Genomic DNA, 19,553 nt, shown 5'->3' on the forward strand with positions numbered 1-19,553 from the left:
CAGCCCGGCATCATCATCCCCGACGGCGCGGCTCCGACCAAGACCGTCGCGCAGACGCTGATCAGGGGCGAGGGCGCGAAGGTCGGCGACGGCCTCGCGATGTTCCAGTACACCTCGGTCGGATGGGCCGATCGCAAGGAGATCGACTCCTCCTGGACCAAGGGTGTGGTGACCGACGCGAAGACGCTCCCCAAGGAGGTCATGGACCAGGTGCAGAATGCCACTGTCGGCTCGCAGCTGATGGTCGTCGTCCCCGCCAAGTCCGGCGACGCCACCGCCTACGTGGTCGACGTGCTCGGCATCGTGCCCCCGGAGCTGACAGGCAAGTGACGCCGGCACAGATCCCCGCGGAGGAGCGCCTGACGAATCTCGTCGTGGCGCTGATGGCCACGGAGATCGGTCTGACCAAGCAGCAGATCCTCGAGAACGTCTCCGGCTACCGTCAGCGGATCGAGGCGGGCGCCAAGCCCGACTCGCTGGAGAAGATGTTCGAGCGCGACAAGGATGAGCTGCGTGCGCTGGGGATGCCGGTGGAGACCATCGGGGATCCGCTCGACCCGCAGGATCTGCGTGAGGCGCGCTACCGCATCCCGCAGGCCGAATACGACCTGCCGGCCGATATCGAGTTCACCGCCGCCGAGCTGGCGGTGCTGCGCCTGGCCGGGAGCGTGTGGAGCAGTGAGTCCGTCTCGGCGGACGCCCAGTCGGGGGTGCGCAAGATCCGCGCCCTGGGCATCGACGGCGACGAGCCCATCATCGGCTTCGCACCGCGGATCGCCGTCCGCGACGCGGCGTTTCCCGCCCTGCAGGAGGGCATCGAGCGCAACCGCGTGGTCGTGTTCGAGTACCTCAAGCCCGGCGACGACGCACCGACCCGCCGCCGCGTGCGCCCGCTCGCGCAGGTCGAGTACGAGGCGCGCTGGCATCTGTTCGGCATCGACCTGGATGCCGAGGACGAGCGCACCTTCTTGCTCAGCCGGATCGTCGGCGACGTGAAGGTGACCGGGCAGACGTTCGACTCCGGGCTGCGCGATGGCGCGGCCGAGCGCGCCATGGCAGGGCTCGCGGCGGTCGCCGCGTCGCAGCAGGCGCTGCTGGAGATCACCCCCGGCACCGAGGCCGCGCTGCGGCTCAGCAGGCGCGGCGCGCCAGCCGTGCAGGGGATCCTCGTGCCGTATGTCGACAAGCACATCTTCGCCGACGAGCTGACCACCTACGGGCCCGAAGTGCGGGTGGTCGAGCCGGCCGACCTGCGCGAGGCCGTGATCGAGCGGCTCCGGGCCATCGTCGCCGTGCACGGGGGAGAGGACGCCGCATCATGAGCTCTGCGCCGCTGCTGGCCGCTGACCGCGTCCGCCTCTACCTCACGCTCGTGCCTTACCTCCTCGAACGCGGCCAGGTCACCCTCGAAGAGGCGGCCGCGGAGTTCGGCGTGACCACCGCGCAGATGCGTGCGATGGTCGAGAAGCTCACGGTGATCGGCCTGCCCGGCGACTCCGGCTACTGGCAGCTGCCCCAGGAGATGTTCGACATCGACTGGGATCTGCTCGAACAGCACGGTGTGATCGAGATCACCAACGATGTGGCGCTGCGCCGGGTGCCGAGGTTCACCGCTCGCGAGGCCGCTGCGCTGCTGGCGGGGCTGCAGCTCGTGGCAGCTGTCCCTGCCGTGGCCGACTCCGGCCTGGTGCACGGACTCATGGCCAAGCTGTCGCGCGGTTCCTCGAACGCCCCCCTGGAGCTGCTCGTCGCTCCCGTCGACGTCACGGAGGTGCAGCAGGTCGTCTCCCGCGCGCTGCACGACGGGGTGGCGGTCGCGTTCCGCTACCAGGCGCCGGATGCCGAGCCCACGACGCGCACGGTGGATCCGCGACAGGTGCTGATGGCCGACGGGCAGTGGTACCTGCAGGGCTGGTGCCACCTCCGGCAGGCCATGCGCACCTTCCACCTCGACCGGGTGAGCGAAGCGCGCCTGACGGAGATCCCGATCACTCACGGAGATGCGCCTGTTTCCGCATCCTTCGGCGGGACGGCGGATGTCGATCACGTCACCGTGCGGCTGCCCGAGCGACTGATGCCGTTGCTGGGTGCGTTCCCGCACGAGGAGATCGATCGGTCGGATGCCGTGGTCACGGTCCGTCTGAGCATGGCCGACCCCCGGGGCATCAAGCGGATCGCCGGCCGTTTCGGGGGTGCGCTCGAGGTGCTGGAGCCGTCGGTGGCGCGCGTCTCCACGCACGACTGGGCATCCTCCGCGCTGGAGCTCTACAAGGTTCCCGAGCCCACTCCTGCACAGGTAGACTGAACCAACCCCGACCAAAAGAGGAGAAATCCATGGGCAATCTTTTCGCAGGGCCGCACCTGTGGATCATCCTGATCATCATCCTGCTGCTGTTCGGCGCGGCGAAGCTGCCTGCGCTCGCGAAGAGCCTCGGGCAGTCCGCCCGCGTGTTCAAGGGCGAGATGAAAGCGATGAAGGAGGACGATGCGCCCGGGACGCCCGCCGACGGTTCGGCGCCGACGCAGACCGGCACCGCAGCATCCTCCGCGCCTGAGCGTCCTGCCGACCAGGACACGCCACCTCGCGCCTCGTAGGCCGTGACGGAACTGAGCGTCGACGCGCCTTCCGAGGGGAGTCACGATCGACGGATGTCGCTCGGTGAGCACCTTCGTGAGGCTCGTCGACGTCTGATCATCGCGGTGATCGGCTTCGTCATCGGCATGGTCATCGCGGCCATCGTGACCACGCCCGTGATCAACTTCCTCACGGAGCCGATCAACGCCATCAACGCGCAGCGCGGCGCGCACTTCGCCGAGCTGGTCTTCGCCAAGATCTCCTCAGGGTTCAATCTTCGACTTCGCATGGCGATGTCCATCGGCCTGCTGCTGTCCGCACCCGTCTGGCTGTGGCAGATCTGGGCGTTCATCATGCCCGGGCTCACGAAGAAGGAGATCAAGTACACGGTCGGGTTCGTGTGCGCGGCGATCCCGTTGTTCTTCGCGGGCGGCTACGTGGCGATCCTCGTCGCTCCTCACGTCATCGAGGTCATGAGCAACTTCGTGCCCGACGTGGGCAAGAACTTCCTCGACTCCGACTATTACTACGACTTCATCCTGAAGTTCGTGCTGGTCATCGGCATCTCCTTCGTGTTGCCGGTGTTCATGGTGGCGCTGAATCTCGCGGGGATCATGACGGGGAAGGCCATGGTCAAGGGCTGGCGCATCGCGGTGCTCATCGCCGCGCTGTTCGCCGCGATCGCCACACCGGCCGCCGACATCGGTTCGATGTTCCTGCTGGGCGGGATCCTCATCGTGCTGTACTTCGCCGCAGCGCTCCTCTCACTGTTCTTCGACCGCCGAAAGCGAAAGCGGCGGGTGTCCGAAGGCCTCGACCCCGACGCACCCATCGCATGAGCACGCCGTCCGACCGCTACGCGGCCGCGCAGCTGGCGTCGCAGCATCCGCAGACGACAGCCTTCGCCGCCACTCAGCGCTTCGAGCTGGACCCGTTCCAGGTGGAGGCATGCCAGGCGCTGGAGAGCGGCCGCAGCGTGCTGGTCGCCGCTCCGACCGGCGCGGGCAAGACCATCGTGGGCGAGTTCGCCATCCACCTCGCGATGCAGACGGCGAACGACAAGGCCTTCTACACGACGCCCATGAAGGCGCTGTCCAACCAGAAGTTCCGCGAGCTGGTCGACGTCTACGGCGCCGACGAGGTGGGCCTCCTCACCGGTGACACCAACATCAACGGCAATGCCCGCATCGTGGTGATGACCACCGAGGTGCTGCGCAACATGCTGTACGCCGGCTCGGATGCGCTGCGCGGCCTGCGATACGTCGTCATGGACGAGGTCCACTATCTGGCTGATCGGTTCCGCGGCCCGGTGTGGGAGGAGGTCATCCTGCATCTCGCACAGGATGTGCGCCTCATCTCGCTGAGCGCCACGGTCTCCAACGCCGAGGAGTTCGGCGACTGGCTGGACACCGTGCGCGGCGACACCGACGTGATCGTCTCCGAGATCCGCCCGGTGCCGCTGGAGCAGCACGTGCTCGTGCGCGACGATCTGCTGCCGTTGTTCGACGACCGCGCCGGCGTCGCCACCGCGCAGGTCAACCAGGAGCTGTTCCGCATCCGCTCGGCCGGCGGACCTCGCTACGAGAGCAACCGCCGTGCGCAGGAGTACCGCAGCGGCCGGCATGCCGGGAGGGAGGCGGGGCGCCCGCCGCGCGGTGGGAAGCGCCCGGTGCGCAGCGGCAACATGCACCGCATCGAGCGGATGGACCGTGCCGAGGTCGTCCGGCTCCTCGAGCGCTCCAACCTGCTGCCTGCCATCTTCTTCATCTTCAGCCGTGTGGGCTGCGACGCCGCCGTGCAGCAGATCCGCCGTACGGGCATCCGCCTCACCACGCACGAGGAGCGCGTCGAGATCCGCGAGATCGTGAACGAGCGCACCCGATCGCTGCAGGACGAGGACCTCGACGTCCTGGGCTTTTGGGACTGGCGGGACAACCTCGAACGCGGCGTCGCTGCCCACCATGCGGGTCTCCTGCCGGCATTCAAGGAGGTCGTCGAGGAGCTCTTCCAGCGCAAGCTGGTGAAGGCGGTCTTCGCCACCGAGACGCTGGCGCTGGGCATCAACATGCCCGCCCGCACGGTCGTGCTCGAGAAGATGGAGAAGTTCAACGGCGAGGCGCGCGTGGCAATCACCTCCGGAGAGTACACGCAGCTCACCGGGCGTGCCGGCCGTCGCGGCATCGACGTCGAGGGCCACGCAGTCGTGCAGTGGACCGAGGGCATGGACCCGCAGGCCGTCGCTGCGCTGGCATCCCGCCGCACCTACCCGCTGAACTCCAGCTTCCGCCCTACGTACAACATGGCGGTCAATCTCATCGACCGGTTCGGGCGCGCCAGGGCGCGCGAGATCCTGGAATCGTCCTTCGCGCAGTTCCAGGCCGACCGGGCTGTCGTGGGACTCGCCCGCAAGGTGAAGGATGCCGAGGGGTCGCTGACGGGCTACGAGAAGGCCATGACGTGCGAGCATGGTGACTTCATGGCGTACGCCGCCATCCGTCGGGAGCTCAGCGATCTCGAGAAGAAGAACCGGCGAGATGCTGCGGGTCCGCGTGCAGCCCGCGACAAGCGGATGAAGAAGATCCAATCCCTGCGCACTCGCATGCAGCGGCATCCCTGCCATGCATGCCCGGACCGCGAAGCGCACGCCCGCTGGGCGGAGCGATACTTCAGCCTGAAGCGGGACACCGACCGCATCCGCCGTCAGATCGAGAACCGCACCGGTTCGGTCGCCCGCACCTTCGACCGCGTGATCGACGTGCTGCGCACGGTCGAGTACCTGGAGGGCGACGGCGACAAGGTCGCGCTGACCGAGGCCGGCCGCACCATGAAGCGCATCTACGGTGAGCGGGACCTGCTGGTGGCCGAGTCCCTGCGGCTGGGGCTGTGGCGCAGTCTCGACGCGCCCTCGCTGGCGGCCATGGCGTGCTGCCTGGTCTACGAGCCGCGGCGCGACGAGCAGAACGCGGGGGAACGAGGGCTGCCCCGCGGGGCGTTCCGGATCGCCTACGACGCCACGACGAGGCTCTGGGCGGAGCTCGACGACCTCGAGCACGACTATTCCCTGCCTCGCACCGAACCGTTGGCTCCCGGCCTTGCCGCGGCTATGCATTCCTGGGCGCGAGGCGGGTCGCTGGATCGCGTGCTCATCGACGCCGACATGGCGGCCGGGGACTTCGTGCGCTGGGCGAAGCAGACCATCGACCTGCTGGACCAGCTGTCGATCGTCGCTGAGGACGTCGAGCTCGCACGCACCGCGCGGCGGGCGCTGGACGGCGTCCGACGCGGCATCGTCGCCTACGCGGGGGTGTGAGCGCAGTGAGGGAGCACACATCGGCATCGGCGCGCCCGCTGGTGCCGCTGTGGATCGCCGTCTGGATGTCCGCAGTTGCGGGCCTGTTGATGAGCCTGGCGTTCCCCTCGCTCGGGGTGTGGCCTCTGGCTCCGGTCGCGATCGCCATGATGCTGGTCTGCCTGGACGGTCGGCGCATGTGGTCGGCGCTGCTCGTGGGCAGCGTGTACGGCATCGCCTTCTTCTCGCTGCTGGTGTCGTGGACGGCCCGCTACCTCGGACCCGTGCCCTGGATCGCGCTGACGGTCGTCGAGGGCGTGCTGACCGGTGTGGCGCTGCTGCTGGTGTCCCTGGCGTACCGCTGGATCCCTCGCGTCTGGCCCCGCGCACGTCCGGTGCTGCTGCCGGTGATCGTGGCAGCGCTGTGGACCGTGCACGAGCTGTTCCTCGGCAACTGGCCGTATGGCGGGTTCCCCTGGGCTCGGCTGGGCATGACGCAGGCCGACGGGCCGTTCGCGCAGGTGGCCTCATGGATCGGTGTCAGCGGGTTGAGCTTCCTTCTGGTGCTCGTCGTGGCACTGCTGGTGCAGGCGGTGCGGCTCCGGTTCTGGCGTCGCCCCGCGGTGCTGGTGGTGCCCGTGGTCGTCGCGCTGGCCATGCTCGTGCTGCCGCAGTTCCCGACGACGCACGCGGGCAGCATGCGCATCGCCGCCGTGCAGGGCAACGGGCCCACCGGCTACTTCGACACCCGCGAGCAGTACAGCGTCATCGACGCGCAGCTGAAGGCCACCGAGCCGCTCGAGGGTGAGAGGGCCGACCTGGTCGTCTGGCCGGAGGGCGGGATCGACTACGACCCGTTCCAGGATCAGCCGACCGCCCGACGTCTGAACCGGGTGGTGTCGTGGTTGGACGCTCCGCTGCTGGCCAACACGGCCACCGAGCGCGGCAAGGACATCTTCAACACCTCGTTCCTGTGGACGAAGGACGGCACGGCTGCCCAGCTGCACGACAAGCGGCATCCGGTGCCGTTCGGCGAGTACGTGCCCGATCGCGCGTTCTACAACGCTCTGGCCCCCGATCTGATCGGACTGATCGGAAGAGAGTACACCCCGGGTACGAATCCGCCGTATGTGAAGGTCGGCACGGTGGGGGTGGGGCTCGCGATCTGCTTCGACGTGATCTACGACGAGGTGATCCGTGAAGGGGTCCAGGACGGCGCGCAGGTGCTGGTGTTCCAGACCAACAACGCCGACTTCCGCGGCACCGACGAGAACCTGCAGCAGCTGGCGTTCGCGCGGATGCGTGCGATCGAGACCGGGCGCAGCGTCGTGAACATCTCTACGGTGGGCACCAGCCAGATCATGCGGCCGGACGGCAGTACGGTCGCGACCCTGAACGCGGATGAGGCCGGAGCGCTGCTCGAGAATGTCGAACTGCGTTCCGGCCTCACGGCTGGTGTGCTGCTGGGGCCGTGGATCCAGCTGGCGCTGGTGGTCTTCGGCCTCGGGGCACTGGTCGCCGCCGGTGCGATGTCGTGGCGGCGACGCTGAGTCAGGCCCCGACGCGCTCTCGCGTCGGGTCGTCGCCCGCACCGCGGCGTGCGCGGATGAAGGCGAGTCGGTCCTCGAGAAGCTCCTCGAGCTCCTTGATGGTGCGGCGCTCCAGGAGCATGTCCCAGTGCGTGCGAGCAGCCTTTGCATCGGTCTCCTCGAGCTTCACGGAAGCCCCGTCGACCTGCAGCACGGCCTCGGCTCCGCAGGTGCGGCACTCCCAGGTCTGCGGCGGCTCCGCCTCGGCGGAGAACATCAGTGTGGTCTCGTGTCCGCACGTCTCGCACTTGTAGGTGGTGGCGCGGCGCTCCATGAATACGACGCCCTCTTCACTCTGAAGGCTCTGGGCACCCAACCGGATGCCGCGAAGGCTGCGATCTGCCATTGTGTGGTCCTCTCGTCGCTGTCAGGTATAACGGTCGCGCCTGTGCGCTTCATCCACAGCACCGATATCTCGCCGGAACTCACAGGGGAATCCCAGCGCATGGCGCGTGGGTGTCAGAGGGCGCGCAGCGCGAGATCCGCCCGGTCTGTGATGATTCCGTCCACGCCTGCTGCGACGAGGCGGGTCATGTCCTCGGGATCGTTGATCGTCCACGCGTGCACCTCGGTGCCGCACGCGTGCGCAGCGCGGATCAGTGCGGGGGTGACGATGCGGATGCCGCGATGCCGTTCGGGGATCTGCACGGCATCGATGCCGGCGAGCAGGCGCGCGGGGGAGAGGCCCAGAGCCGACAGTGTCCTCAGCCGGAGGATGATCGGACTTCCCCCGGAAGTGGCAGGTCGGATGCTCGCGCCCGCGCGCATGGCGGATGCCAGCGCCGCGCGGCGATTCGACTCGGAGAAGCTCGTGAGCAGCACGCGATGCGCATGCGGGGCGATCATCGCTCCGAGGGGATCGGCCGCGGCTGCGGCCTTCACGTCGATGTTGAAGCGTGTGTCGGGGAACGCGTCCAGTGCGTCGCTGACGGTCATCAGACCGCCGTGCTCGGTGAAGAGCGCCGTCAGCTCGCGAGTTCGCACCTCCGAGACCGCGCGGGGGTCGCCGGTGAGTCGCTCGAGTGTGGAGTCGTGGAACAGCACCACGTCGCCGTCGGCCGTGACCTGGCAGTCGGATTCGATGTACTCGGCGCCCGCGGCGTGCGCGGCCGCGAAGGCTCCGGCGGTGTTCTCCCACAGCGACGAGTCCTCGCCGGCCGCGGCCAGTCCGCGGTGGGCGAGGACTCGAGGATGCCGGGTTCCGGCCAGGTACGGGTGCGTCACGCGCCGGGCTGGGAGCCGTCGGGCCCGTTGCCGGGACGCGGCATGAAGCCCGCTCCGATGGTCTTCAGCGCCTCGGTGAGCTCGCTGGGGATGATCCACAGCTTGCTGGACGCGCTCTCGCTGATCTTCGGCAGGATCTGCAAGTACTGGTAGGCCAGCAGCTTGTCATCCGGACGGCCCTCGTGGATTGACGCGAACACGTTCTGGATCGCCTCTGCTTCGCCCTGCGCGCGCAGCACGGCCGCCTGCTTGTCACCCTCCGCTTTGAGGATGGCGGCCTGCCGCTGGCCCTCTGCCTCGAGGATCTGCGACTGCTTGGAGCCCTCTGCGGTGAGGATCGTGGCGCGGCGCTCGCGCTCCGCGCGCATCTGCTTCTCCATGGAGTCCTGGATGGACACCGGCGGGTCGATGGCCTTCAACTCCACGCGGGAGACGCGGATGCCCCACTTACCGGTGGCCTCATCGAGGACGACGCGCAGCTGTCCGTTGATGTTGTCGCGGCTGGTCAGCGCCTCTTCCAGGTTCAGTCCTCCGACGACGTTGCGAAGCGTCGTGGTGGTCAGCTGCTCGACGGCGCCCAGGTAGTTCGCGATCTCGTAGGTCGCGGCCCTGGCATCCGTCACTTGGAAGTAGACGACGGTGTCGATCGAGACGACCAGGTTGTCCTCGGTGATCACCGGCTGCGGCGGGAACGACACGACCTGCTCGCGCATGTCGATCAGCGGCCGCAGCCGGTCGATGAACGGCACCAGCAGGTTCAGCCCGGGCTCGAGCGTCTTGTGGTAACGACCCAGGCGCTCGACGACCCCCGCGGTGGCCTGCGGGATGATCCGGATGGACCGGGCGATCGTGACCAGCACGAAGATGATGACCGCGATCGCGAGGATCCAGGCGATCGTGGTGGGAATGAACGAGGAGTCGCTCATCAGTGCTCCTATTCGGTGACGGGGCGGACGATGGCGGTGGCGCCGCTGATCTCCGAGACGGCCACGCGGCTGCCCTGGATGATCGGCGTGCCGTCGAGACTGCGGGCGGTCCAGGTGTCGCCGTTGCTGAGCTTGACCTGGCCGGAGACCTTGGTGACGTCCTGGATCGCCGTGCCGCGCAGATCGATGAGCGCCGCGACGTTGGAGGGGGTGGGGTCCTCACCCCGCCGCAGCCTGTGCAGCAGCGGCGGACGCAGGAAGAAGATGAACAGCGCTGCTGCTGCGGCGGCGATGATGACCTGGGCCCAGATGGGCAGGCCCACCAGGTCGGACACCAGACCCAGCACGCTGCCGAAGGACAGCATCAGGAAGGTGAAGTCCAGCGTCATCATCTCGATGACCAGGAACAGGGCGATCAGGACCAGCCAGCCGATCCAGGCCCACTGCTCGATACCTGCGATGAAGTCCATGCGCCCTCCTGCGGTCAACCTATCACGCAGGTTATAGGGTTGGGAGGTCGCCGTACGGGCGATTTCCCGCGCATCACGAGGAGTCAGAAATGACCCAGGTCCTTCCGGCCGGATCCCTCGACGGCAAGGTGGCGCTCGTCACCGGATCGTCCCGTGGCATCGGCGCCGACACCGTCCGCTACTTCGCCGAGGCCGGCGCGGATGTCGTCATCAACTACCGCAACAAGGCCCCTCGCGCAGAGAAGCTCGCGGTGCAGCTGCGCGAGCTGGGGCGGCGCGTGCTGGTCGTCGGTGCGGACCTCACCGACCCCGAGTCCGTCGCCGGCATGTTCGCGCAGGTGCGCGAGGAGTTCGGCCGCCTGGACATCCTGGTGCTGAACGCCTCGGGCGGTATGGAGTCCGGCATGGCCGAGGACTACGCCCTGAAGCTCAACCGCGATGCGCAGGTCAGCGTGCTGCGGGCCGCCGAGCCGCTACTGGGCGACGGATCGCGCGTGGTGTTCGTCACCAGTCACCAGGCGCACTTCATCCGCACCACGCCCACCATGCCGGAGTACGAGCCGGTCGCCCGCTCCAAGCGCGCCGGCGAGGACGCCCTGCGCGATCTCATCCCCGCTCTCGCCGAGAAGGGCATCGGGTTCACGGTGGTCTCCGGCGACATGATCGAGGGCACCATCACAGCCACGCTGCTGAACCGGCTGAACCCTGACGCCATCGCCGCGCGCCGGGAGTCGGCCGGCAAGCTGTACAACGTCTCCGAGTTCGCCGCCGAGATCGCTCAGGCGGCGCTTGACCCGGTTCCCGCCGACAACACCCGGCTGGTGGGAGACACCTCGGACTTCGTCGCCGAGTAGCCGCCCCGGCACGTGGGCTCCGTCCGCTGGACGGGGCCCACGTGCGTTCGGATGACGGGGTCAGCCGGCCTGGACCGCATCGGCCAGGGTCTCGGCATCCTTCTTGAGGGTGATCGCGCGGACGATCTGCAGGATGCCGAGCACGACGAGCGAGATGCCGAGGACCGTCCACAGCACTGCGGTGAGGAACAGCGGGGAGAGCAGCACCAGGACGCCGGCGATGAGGCTGAGAATCGCGTAGACGACCGTCAGCCCCTTGGACTTCGAAGCGCTGAGGAGGCTCAGCGACACGACGCCGTCGATGATCCACGAGACGCCGATGAAGATCCCGACGATCAGCGCGAGCGAGACTGTGGTCGCGGCGAGGTTGGAGAAGGCGATGACGCCGGCGACGATGTACAGCAGGCCCAGCAGCGCATGGCCGACGCGGGACCATCCGGTCTTCTCCTGGGAGAAGATGGAGAGCGCGAGATACACGAGGCCGCCGATGATGAGATAGCTCGCGAAGATCGCCGTCACGATGAAGGCGGACTTGATCGGCCATACCAGGAGCACGATTCCTGCGATGAGGGTGACGACGCCGGAGACGGCGAGCGTGGTGCGGACAGCGGAGAAGAAGCCCTTCTCCTCGGATGACACGTCAGACATGAGATCTCCCTTTCTGAGCATTACCTGTGTGCACTCCCGTCATGCTAATCGCTGGGTCTGCGCGGTGGGGGAGGACCTGGCGTGGGGCAGCGTTCGTGTCCCGACTCGTGCGACCATCGACAGGTGGACCAGGATGAGATCCGTGCTGAGGAGCATCTTCGCGAGCTCGTCACCCTGCGCCGCGTTCGCGATCGCATCGACCGCGACTACGCGCAGCCTCTGGATGTCGACGCGCTGGCGCGCGGAGCGCACATGTCGGCGGGGCATCTCAGCAGGAGGTTCAAGCAGGTGTTCGGCGAGTCGCCGTACTCCTATCTGATGACCAGGCGCATCGAGCGTGCGATGGCGCTGCTGAGGCGTGGTGACCTCTCCATCACCGACGTGTGCTTCCAGGTGGGGTTCTCGTCGCTGGGCACGTTCAGCACTCGATTTGCCGAACTGGTGGGGATGCCGCCGAGCGCGTACCGCGCCGACCCCGGTCACGGGCCCGGCATCCCGACCCTCTTGGAGAAGCAGGCCCTGCGACCGATCAGGAATCGAGAAGCGCGACCGCGCGCGGATCAGTAGCGTCGGTGGCATGAACATCACGATCCATGCCAGTTTCCTTCCGCACCTGGACGCCGAGGCGTCCGCAGCCTTCTACCGGGACGTCCTGGGCTTCGAGATCCGCATGGACGTCGGAGGCGGGCGGAAACGATGGATCACCGTCGGCCCGGACGGGCAACCGGACACCGCCATCGTGCTCACCCCGCCGGCGGTGGACCCGGGCATCGACGAATCGGAGCGCAACACCATTCTCGAACTCATGGCCAAGGGCAGCTTCGGCGGCATCGTGCTGGCGACGCCGGACGTCGATGCGGCGTTCGCGGAGATCGAGGCCAAGGGTGCGGATGTCGTGCAGGAGCCGATCGATCAGCCCTACGGCATCCGAGACTGCGCGTTCCGTGACCCGGCAGGCAATATGATCCGACTGCAGCAGATCGTCTGAACGATCCGAAGGAGACCGATGGCCCACCCCGCCGACGCGCACGACAGCATCCGCATCGAGGGAGCGCGCGAGAACAATCTCAAGAACGTCAGCGTGGTGCTGCCCAAGCGCCGCCTGACGGTGTTCACCGGGGTGTCCGGCTCGGGCAAGAGCTCGCTGGTGTTCGACACCATCGCGGCCGAGTCCAGGCGCATGATCGACGAGACCTACAGCGCGTTCGTGCAGGGGTTCATGCCCTCCGTGCCGCGTCCGGACGTCGATGTGCTGGAGGGTCTCACGACGGCGATCATCGTCGACCAGGAGCGGCTCGGCGCCAACCCGCGCTCGACGGTCGGCACCGTCACGGATGCCAACGCCATGTTGCGCATCCTGTTCTCCAAGCTCGGCACTCCGTACATCGGCGGTCCCACCGCGTTCTCGTTCAACATCCCCACGCAGAAGGCCAGCGGTGTGATGACGGGGCCGGGCGGCGAGAAGAAGATCGTGAAGGACGCCATCTACCTGGGCGGCATGTGCCCGCGCTGCGAGGGCAGGGGATCGGTGTCGGACTTGGATCTGACGCAGATCGTCGACGAGTCGAGGTCGCTGCTGGATGGCGCGATCCAGGTGCCGGGCTATACCGCCGACGGCTGGATGGTGAAGCAGTTCGCGGAGTCTGGCTTCTATCCGGGCGACAAGCCGATCGCCGCGTTCACGGAGAAGCAGCGGCAGCTGTTCCTCTACGGCGAGGTGACCAAGGTCAGGATCAACGGGATCAACATCACCTACGAGGGGCTGATCCCGAAGATCACGAAGTCGATCCTCTCCAAGGACCTCGATCGACTGCAGCCGCACATGCGCAGGTTCGTCGAACAGGTCGCCACGTTCGCCACCTGTCCCGAGTGCGAGGGCACTCGGCTGACCGGGGGCGCACGGTCGTCGAAGATCGAGGGAGTGAGCATCGCGGATGCATGCCGGATGCAGGTCACGGACCTGGCCGAGTGGGTTCGGGGTCTCTCGCTTGCGGGGGCGGGGCCGTTGCTCGCGGCGCTCAGCGCCAATCTGGGCTCCTTCGTCGCTCTGGGTCTGGGATACCTGAGCCTGGAACGTCCCTCCGGGACGTTGAGCGGGGGAGAGGCGCAGCGCATCAAGCTGCTGCGGCACCTCGGCTCGTCGCTGACCGATGTCACCTACGTGTTCGACGAGCCGACCATCGGCCTTCATCCGCATGACATCCAGCGCATGAACTCGCTGCTGCGGGAACTGCGGGACAAGGGCAACACGGTGCTGGTCGTCGAGCACAAGCCGGAGACCATCGAGATCGCCGACCACGTCGTGGATCTGGGGCCAGGAGCCGGTGCGGGTGGAGGGGAGATCTGCTTCGAGGGCACGGTGGACGGGTTGCGCACCAGCGGCACGATCACCGGCCGGCACCTGGACGACCGGGCTTCTCTGAAGCCGGCCGTGCGCGCGCGCACGGGCGTCATCGAAGTGCGCGGCGCGAGTGACAACAACCTCAAGGACGTCGACGTCGACATCCCCACCGGCGTACTGACGGTCGTCACAGGTGTGGCAGGCTCCGGCAAGAGCTCGCTGATCCACGGCTCGGTGTCGTCGCGAGTGGGCGTGGTCTCCATCGATCAGAGCGCCATCAAGGGATCCCGCCGCAGCAACCCTGCCACCTACACCGGGATGCTCGACCCGATCCGCAAGGCGTTCGCGAAGGCCAACGGCGTCAAGCCCGCGCTGTTCAGCGCCAACAGCGAGGGCGCATGTCCGAGCTGCAAGGGCTCCGGCGTCATCGTCACCGAGCTGGGGTTCATGGACACCATCGAGACGCCGTGCGAGGACTGCGGCGGCAAGCGGTTCCAGGCCACCGTGCTGGACTACAAGCTGGGCGGGCTTGACATCACCGAGGTGCTGGAGCTGCCGGTCTCCGCGGCGCACGAGTTCTTCACCGCATCCGACACGAGGATCCCGGCCGTGGCGGCCGTGCTCGGGCGACTCGAGGATGTCGGTCTCGGCTATCTGACTCTCGGACAGCCGCTGTCCACGCTGTCAGGCGGTGAGCGGCAGCGCGTGAAGCTGGCGATCCAGATGGGGGAGAAGGGCGACGTGTATGTGCTCGACGAGCCCACGACGGGCCTGCACCTGGCCGATGTGCAGCAGATCCTCGGGCTGCTGGACAGGCTGGTGGACGCCGGCAAGTCCGTCATCGTGATCGAGCACCACCAGGCCGTGATGGCCCATGCCGACTGGATCATCGACATCGGTCCGGGAGCGGGGCACGACGGCGGGCGGGTGGTGTTCGAGGGCACTCCGGCCGACCTCGTGGCGGAGAGGTCGACGCTGACGGGCGAGCACCTGGCGAAGTACGTCGGGGCCTGATGGCTGATAGCGTCGCCGCATGACGGCTCCGGATCAGGACGACATCGATGTACGCATTCAGGCGTACTACGGTGAGATCTTCGACGAGGACGCCCGCCTCACCACACGGTCGGCGCAGGGGCCGCTGGAGTTCCAGCGCACGCAGGAGATCATCCGATCGGTCGTCGTTCCGGGCGGACGGGTCCTCGACGTCGGCGGCGGAGCCGGCATCCATGCCCGGGCTCTGCTGAATGCCGACTACCAGGTGGAACTGGTCGATCCGGTCCTGCGCCACGTCGAGGAGGCACAGGAGACCGGCGTAACGGCATCCGTCGGTGACGCGCGTGATCTTCGTCAGGCGGACGATTCCTTCGATGCGGTCATCATGCTCGGCCCGCTGTACCACCTCGCCGCGCGCGACGACAGGCTGACCGCACTGCGGGAGGCCATGCGCGTCGTGCGCACCGGCGGGATGGTGCTGGCCGCGGGGCTGTCGCGCTATGTCGCATTCGGGGCGGCGTCGCTGGGACGACCCGTTCCGTCGCCGATCCCGGGGGAGTGCGCCGCGCTGATCGGCGAGGGAGAGCCCGGCCCAGGACTGCGCTTCCCGGCCGGGCACTTCCACGCCGCCGAGGAGCTGCACAGCGAGGTGGAGGATGCGGGCCTCGACGTGGTCGAGGTGCTTGGCGTGGAGGGTCCGGCCGGGCTGTTCCTGGAGAGTCTTGACGACGCCGCGCAGGACGTTCGCGATGCCGCGCTGACCGTGGCGCGCGCGGCATCCACTGGCGCATCCTGCTGGGCATCGGGTTCATCCCGGCGATCATCTCGCTGCTCATGCGCGCACGGATGCCGGAATCGCCGCGCTGGCTGCTGGAGCACGGCAAGGAGGACAAGGCACTCAAGGCGTTCCGCATGCTGGGGCTCCATGCCCCCGAGGAGCAGGTGCGTGCGGAGGCCGCGCTGGTGCGTGCCGAGAACGAGCGGGTCGCCGCGAAGACCCAGTGGACGCGCCCGGTCAAACGCGCCCTCGTGATCGTGTGCGTGTTCTTCATCCTGCAGCAGATCACCGGCATCAACGTGGCCTTCTACTACGGGCCGCATCTTCTGGAGCCGTACTTTGCGGGCCCTGGCACCAGCGTCGTGCAGTCGGAGATCTACGGCGTGTTCGCCGCCGGCATCCTGGCCGTGGTCAACGTCGTGGCGACATACTTCGCCTACCTGTTCATCGACAGCATCGGCAGGCGCCGGCTGGCGATCAGCGCCTACATCGGCATGGCGGTCTTCCTGCTGGTCGGAGCGTACGGTGCATCGTTCATGAACGGCGTGCCGCAGCTCATCGTGATCATGGTCGGGTTCTCGCTGTTCATCGCCTGCTTCGCGATCGGCATCGGCGGCACGGGCTGGCTGCTGCAGGGCGAGGTGTTCCCGACCGCCGTCCGCGGCCGCGCCTCGGGGATCGGCGCGGCCGTGGACTGGCTGGCGAACTACGGTCTCGTGCTCGCGTTCCCGATCCTGCAGGTCGGCATCGGGCTCGGCTGGGTGATGATCCTGTTCGCCGTGCTGTGCGTCGTGGGTGTGCTCTTCGTCTACTTCTTCGTCCCCGAGACGAAGGGGCGCTCCGTCGAGGAGATCGTGCGACTGTTCGACGGTGTCGTGAACCGGAAGGACCCGTCGCAGCCCTCCCTGTCGAGGTGAGCCGGTGCCGCGCTGGGGTCGGTGCCGGCGCGTCACGATCCCGGCAGGAAGACGACGCGCTCTTCGACCGGCGCGTTCCAGTAGTCCTCGACGAGGCTGAGCGACACGGCGCGCACGTCGACCGACAGTGCGCCGGAGGTGAGTGCGTCGGCGAGGGCGGGCAGCTCGGTGATGATGTCGCGCGCCTTCACCGAGCCGATTCCGCTGCCGACGAACTCGAGACGTGCCGAGCGCAGCGCCGCGGCGGGTATGGCGGCCGTCTCACCCGCCATCGAGCCGAGCTGGATCCACGTGAGCGGCGCCGAGCGGTCGCGTCGCCGGGTGAGCATCGGGATGAGAGCGGATGCCACGGGCTCGCCCCAGATGTAGTCCAGCACCACGTCGGCGTTGGCAGCCGCAGCGAGATCCGTGAGGGGAACGAGCTCGTCGGCGCCCAGCCCGCTCAGGGTCGACAGGCGGTCGAGATCGCGGCCGACGGCGGTCACGTGGGAGGCGCCGAACAGCTTGGCCACCTGCACGGCCAGCCGGCCGGCAGCGCCTGTCGCGCCGATCACCAGCACGCGTGCGTTCTGCGGCATCGAGATGCGCCGCCGCAGTGCCACCCACGACGACATCGCGGGGTTCATCGCGGCCGCGATGGTCACGGGGTCGACGCCGGTGGGCAGCAGCACACTGCGCTGCACGTCGATCACGGTGCGATCGGCAAAGGTGCCCAGACGGCTGTCATCCAGCACGACGTACCTCAGCGCGCCAGTCTCATCACGCACGACGCCGTCGACGCCGGGCACGAGCGGGAAAGAGGCTCCGCTGCTGTAGTGCGATCCGGTGGCCTTGGCACGGGTGAGGTGGTGCAGGCCGGCGGCGAGCACATCGACGACGGCGGAGCCGGGCCGCGACGCCTGAGCATCGGGGTGCTCGGCGTAGACAGGAAGGCGATCTGGGGCGGTGAGGATGGCGGCGTGCATGGCTTCTCCGATATGGTTGGGAACACGAACCAGTTAAGAATGGTGGGCAATCCCAACTATGTCAAGTGAAGAGGATGTCGCGGGGGAGCACGTGATGGACGCGCTCGTCCAGGCCACGTTCCAGGTGACCGGTGTGCTGTCGCGAGTGGGCGCCGAGAACGACCTGTCGCTGACTCAGCTGCGGGTGTTCGGCATCCTGCGTGATCGACGGCCGCGTGTGACGGAGCTCGCGGCGCACCTGGGGCTGGACAAGTCGACGATCTCCGGGCTGATCGATCGTGCCGAGAAGCGAGGATTCCTGGCGCGGGCGCGCAGCGCCGACGATCGTCGCGCCGTCGAGGTCTTCCTGACGCCGGACGGGCATGCGGTGACAGAGCGTCTGTACGACAAGATCCGCCGCGAGCTCGAGCCGATGCTCGCGGGACTCGATGCTGAACAGCGCACACAGCTGGGAGGCCTGCTGCGGCTCACGCTCGCGGCCTGAGTGACGGTGGGCGGTTCGCCGATAATGCACATTATGTCAACTAACGCGAACTTCGGCTGACAGGAGCGATGCATCCTCGGACGGTCGTACCCACTCCGCCGCGCTTTCCTATGCAACGGCGCGGAATGCGTGCCAGAGTGGAGCGTGGCCGTCGACGATCTGGATCTCCCTTTCGCTGTCAGTCAGATCGGCGCCAGGGACGGAGAGCCCGTCGTCGTCCTGCCTGGTGGTCCCTGCCGTGGATTCGAGTACCTCGGCGATCTCGCAGGCCTGGCCGGCACGTACAACCTGGTGGTGCTGCATCCGCGCGGTACTCCCCTGTCGGGTGGGCTTTCACATGGCTGGTGGGCGGATGCCGATGATGTCGTGGCGCTCGCGGACGCGCTCGGTGTGCGACAAGTGAGAGTGGTCGCACATTCGGCGGCCACGCGGCTTGCACTGGCCGCGGCTGCGCGTTTCCCCGACCGCCTGCAGTCTCTGGCGCTCGTGACGCCTCCTGCTTCCTGGCTCAGTGGCACGACCGAGGATGTCGGGGTCATCGAACTCGACCGTGACGATCCAGAGGTGGCTGACGCGCTCGAAGCCCTGGAACTCGACGATCCCGACACCGACGCGGCCTTCATGCGCTTGTTCCGCCGGCAAGCGGCCGCCACGTACGCGCACTGGACCCGCCACGAGCAAGCGCACGCGGGTGTCGGCGTGATGAATCTGGCTGCCGTATCGGCGTGGTTCACCGACATCCCCGTCGACGTCGTCTCACGGATCTGCGGCGCTGTGATGCCACCGACCCTTGTGATCGGTGGCGGAAATGATGTACTGACCGGGCGGCAGCCCGTGGTCGATTACGCTCGTGCGCTGCACGCGGAGCTGGCGGTGATCGATGACTGCGGTCACTACCCGTGGGTCGAGCAGCCTGATGCCTTCTACCGGATCGTGGACGATTGGCTGACAGGTGAGGCCACTCCTGCCCGACCGTCGCATAGCAGCACAGTCGACGCGGTATTGCCTGATTGAAGTCCGTCCGGGAGGTGCTGACCACTCCCCCGTCCGTTTCGATCGTCGTGGAGCGGCTGAGAACAGGGAATTGCCGTTCACATCCGGAATGGAAGCGTCTGAACCTCTTCCCTGGTTCGAACATGTGTACTACACTGGGGGTATGGTTTCCGACTCCGAGGCTCTCCTCCAGCAGCGCATCGCGTTGCTGGATGCGTGGGTGTCGAAGCAGCGTGAGATCGCCCGTCTGCAGGCGGAGGCCGCCGGGCTGCTGGCGGAGCGGTGGGTGCTGTTCGAGGAGGAAGTGCGGGTGGAGCCTGCGCATTCGCAGGTGATTGAGAAGTCGATGATCGCCGAGTACGCGGCCGCGGGGCGCCTCCCACACGGGGCCGTGGTGTTCGCATTCACGGATGCGCGGATGCTCACCCAGTTCCCCGCCGTGCACGCCGCCTTCACCCAGGGGCGGGTCACGGGCTCGCATGTGCGGGAGATCCTGCGGGAGTCCCA

19 protein-coding genes and 3 pseudogenes are annotated in these 19,553 nt (G+C 67.7%); 16 read left to right on the forward strand and 6 right to left on the reverse strand.

Annotated elements, in window-relative coordinates; genetic code table 11:
- From WA967_RS01385 to lnt, 7 genes and pseudogenes are all read left to right on the forward strand, one after another.
- A pseudogene (locus WA967_RS01385) lies at window positions 1-330 on the forward strand (hypothetical protein); the annotation flags it as partial.
- A 53-nt stretch (window positions 331-383) separates the two neighbouring features.
- Entirely contained in the window at window positions 384-1,322 is a 939-nt protein-coding gene (locus WA967_RS01390) for a helix-turn-helix transcriptional regulator (protein ID WP_424419131.1), read from the forward strand.
- Window positions 1,319-2,305, forward strand: a complete 987-nt coding sequence (locus WA967_RS01395) for a helix-turn-helix transcriptional regulator (RefSeq protein ID WP_424419113.1) — start codon at window positions 1,319-1,321, stop codon at window positions 2,303-2,305. Before WA967_RS01390 ends, WA967_RS01395 begins: the two co-directional genes overlap by 4 nt.
- A 29-nt stretch (window positions 2,306-2,334) precedes the next feature.
- Entirely contained in the window at window positions 2,335-2,595 is a 261-nt protein-coding gene (locus tag WA967_RS01400; protein WP_424419114.1) for a twin-arginine translocase TatA/TatE family subunit, read from the forward strand.
- Window positions 2,596-2,649: 54 nt separating this feature from the next.
- Window positions 2,650-3,414, forward strand: coding sequence for a twin-arginine translocase subunit TatC (gene tatC, locus WA967_RS01405; protein WP_424419115.1), 765 nt, complete (start codon window positions 2,650-2,652; stop codon window positions 3,412-3,414).
- Entirely contained in the window at window positions 3,411-5,885 is a 2,475-nt protein-coding gene (locus WA967_RS01410; RefSeq protein ID WP_424419116.1) for a DEAD/DEAH box helicase, read from the forward strand. Before tatC ends, WA967_RS01410 begins: the two co-directional genes overlap by 4 nt.
- Entirely contained in the window at window positions 5,882-7,414 is a 1,533-nt protein-coding gene (gene lnt / locus WA967_RS01415) for an apolipoprotein N-acyltransferase (protein WP_424419117.1), read from the forward strand. The genes WA967_RS01410 and lnt overlap by 4 nt, the downstream gene beginning before the upstream one ends.
- A gap of 1 nt (window position 7,415) precedes the next feature.
- Here the strand turns inward: lnt and WA967_RS01420 are convergent, their stop codons facing one another.
- From WA967_RS01420 to WA967_RS01435, 4 genes are all read right to left on the reverse strand, one after another.
- Window positions 7,416-7,799 (reverse strand): RNA polymerase-binding protein RbpA, encoded by a 384-nt coding sequence (locus WA967_RS01420; RefSeq protein ID WP_424419118.1) that lies wholly within the window; start codon window positions 7,797-7,799, stop codon window positions 7,416-7,418.
- 113 nt (window positions 7,800-7,912) lie between these two features.
- Entirely contained in the window at window positions 7,913-8,677 is a 765-nt protein-coding gene (locus WA967_RS01425; protein WP_424419119.1) for a glycerophosphodiester phosphodiesterase family protein, read from the reverse strand.
- Window positions 8,674-9,603, reverse strand: a complete 930-nt coding sequence (locus WA967_RS01430; protein ID WP_424419120.1) for an SPFH domain-containing protein — start codon at window positions 9,601-9,603, stop codon at window positions 8,674-8,676. The genes WA967_RS01425 and WA967_RS01430 overlap by 4 nt, the downstream gene beginning before the upstream one ends.
- Window positions 9,604-9,611: 8 nt before the next feature.
- A complete protein-coding gene (locus WA967_RS01435) occupies window positions 9,612-10,073 on the reverse strand; it encodes an NfeD family protein (RefSeq protein WP_424419121.1) in 462 nt (153 codons plus the stop codon).
- 89 nt (window positions 10,074-10,162) lie between these two features.
- On the opposite strand from WA967_RS01435, the gene WA967_RS01440 reads away from it, so the two are divergent.
- Complete coding sequence (locus WA967_RS01440; protein ID WP_424419122.1) at window positions 10,163-10,927, forward strand: SDR family oxidoreductase; 765 nt, start codon at window positions 10,163-10,165, stop codon at window positions 10,925-10,927.
- A 60-nt stretch (window positions 10,928-10,987) separates the two neighbouring features.
- Here the strand turns inward: WA967_RS01440 and WA967_RS01445 are convergent, their stop codons facing one another.
- Complete coding sequence (locus WA967_RS01445; RefSeq protein ID WP_424419123.1) at window positions 10,988-11,575, reverse strand: HdeD family acid-resistance protein; 588 nt, start codon at window positions 11,573-11,575, stop codon at window positions 10,988-10,990.
- 123 nt (window positions 11,576-11,698) lie between these two features.
- Here WA967_RS01445 and WA967_RS01450 point away from each other — a divergent pair, with 123 nt between their 5' ends.
- The 5 genes and pseudogenes from WA967_RS01450 to WA967_RS01470 all read left to right on the forward strand — a co-directional run bounded on the left by WA967_RS01450 (window position 11,699) and on the right by WA967_RS01470 (window position 16,604).
- Entirely contained in the window at window positions 11,699-12,142 is a 444-nt protein-coding gene (locus WA967_RS01450; RefSeq protein WP_424419124.1) for a helix-turn-helix transcriptional regulator, read from the forward strand.
- A 10-nt stretch (window positions 12,143-12,152) separates the two neighbouring features.
- Window positions 12,153-12,563, forward strand: coding sequence for a VOC family protein (locus WA967_RS01455; protein WP_424419125.1), 411 nt, complete (start codon window positions 12,153-12,155; stop codon window positions 12,561-12,563).
- A gap of 18 nt (window positions 12,564-12,581) precedes the next feature.
- On the forward strand, window positions 12,582-14,930 hold the full coding sequence (locus tag WA967_RS01460; protein ID WP_424419126.1) for an ATP-binding cassette domain-containing protein: 2,349 nt from the start codon (window positions 12,582-12,584) through the stop codon (window positions 14,928-14,930).
- A gap of 19 nt (window positions 14,931-14,949) precedes the next feature.
- Window positions 14,950-15,579: pseudogene (locus tag WA967_RS01465) on the forward strand (class I SAM-dependent methyltransferase); the annotation flags it as partial.
- 164 nt (window positions 15,580-15,743) lie between these two features.
- Window positions 15,744-16,604 (forward strand): MFS transporter, encoded by an 861-nt coding sequence (locus WA967_RS01470; protein WP_424419127.1) that lies wholly within the window; start codon window positions 15,744-15,746, stop codon window positions 16,602-16,604.
- Between the two features lie 32 nt (window positions 16,605-16,636).
- Here the strand turns inward: WA967_RS01470 and WA967_RS01475 are convergent, their stop codons facing one another.
- Entirely contained in the window at window positions 16,637-17,569 is a 933-nt protein-coding gene (locus WA967_RS01475) for a quinone oxidoreductase family protein (protein ID WP_424419128.1), read from the reverse strand.
- Window positions 17,570-17,627: 58 nt separating this feature from the next.
- Here WA967_RS01475 and WA967_RS01480 point away from each other — a divergent pair, with 58 nt between their 5' ends.
- The 3 genes and pseudogenes from WA967_RS01480 to WA967_RS01490 form a co-directional block, all read left to right on the forward strand.
- Window positions 17,628-18,053, forward strand: a complete 426-nt coding sequence (locus tag WA967_RS01480; protein ID WP_424419129.1) for a MarR family winged helix-turn-helix transcriptional regulator — start codon at window positions 17,628-17,630, stop codon at window positions 18,051-18,053.
- 144 nt (window positions 18,054-18,197) lie between these two features.
- Window positions 18,198-19,067 (forward strand): alpha/beta fold hydrolase, encoded by an 870-nt coding sequence (locus WA967_RS01485; RefSeq protein WP_424419130.1) that lies wholly within the window; start codon window positions 18,198-18,200, stop codon window positions 19,065-19,067.
- 142 nt (window positions 19,068-19,209) lie between these two features.
- A pseudogene (locus WA967_RS01490) lies at window positions 19,210-19,553 on the forward strand (HNH endonuclease); the annotation flags it as partial.

It is taken from the genome of Microbacterium sp. (assembly GCF_049650565.1).
Classification (GTDB): Bacteria; Actinomycetota; Actinomycetes; order Actinomycetales; family Microbacteriaceae; genus Microbacterium.